Source organism: Rhizobacter sp. P1_G5 (assembly GCF_056405435.1).
The window spans coordinates 1-672 of record NZ_JBFUCB010001164.1 but is presented as its reverse complement, the minus strand read 5'-3'; the positions used below and the strand labels follow the sequence as shown (position 1 = coordinate 672).

1 pseudogene is annotated in these 672 nt (G+C 73.7%); it reads left to right on the top strand.

The features are described from left to right. Positions 1 to 114: 114 nt before the first annotated feature. Positions 115 to 672 (top strand): annotated as a pseudogene (locus AC1D12_RS34755) (hypothetical protein); the annotation flags it as partial.

The window sequence follows — 672 nt, the reverse complement described above, 5'->3', positions numbered from 1 at the left end:
CGCTAGATGATGGCCCACCCCCGAGGCGCTGCGCGCCTCCCCCTCGAGGGGGCGCCGCCAGTGGCCCGGCAAAGCCGGTTCCACGGCGTCCGCTGGGCCGACGCGCACGCTTGAATGGGAAGGCCTCTGCTGATCGTCATGGCCTGCGTCAGCGTCGCGGCGTTGCTGGCTGCACTCTCGTTCGGGCGCGAGGCGCCGACCGAGGCGCCTGTCATCCTGCCCGCCGTGGCAGTGCAGACCGCAAGCCCGAGACCGGCAGTGCCACCCTCTGCATCCTTCAGTGCGAGCGCGGTGCAGGCACGCCGCGCGCAGCTCGACCTGTGGCAGCAGCGGCTCACCCGCGCCGAAGACACGCTCACCAAGTACAAGACCTCGACCCGCTACCCGCACGAGGCGCGCCCGCTGGGCGAGCACCCCGACCAGGTGCGCCCGTTCGACCCGGTGGCCGAGGAGATGCCGTTGCGCACCCCGGGCGGCCAGCCGGCCAAGGGCGTGCGCGTGCGCAGCACGCAGGACCGCGTGTTCGCGAGCGGCGCCGAATCGGTGCGCCTCACGGTGCGCGCCGTCGATGACGACGATCGCCCGCTGCCGCTGCTGGTGACGCGCGCCGTCGCGTTCGACCTGCCCGATGCGCGCCGGCCGTCAGGCCTGCCGCAGGTGCCGGTCACGTTC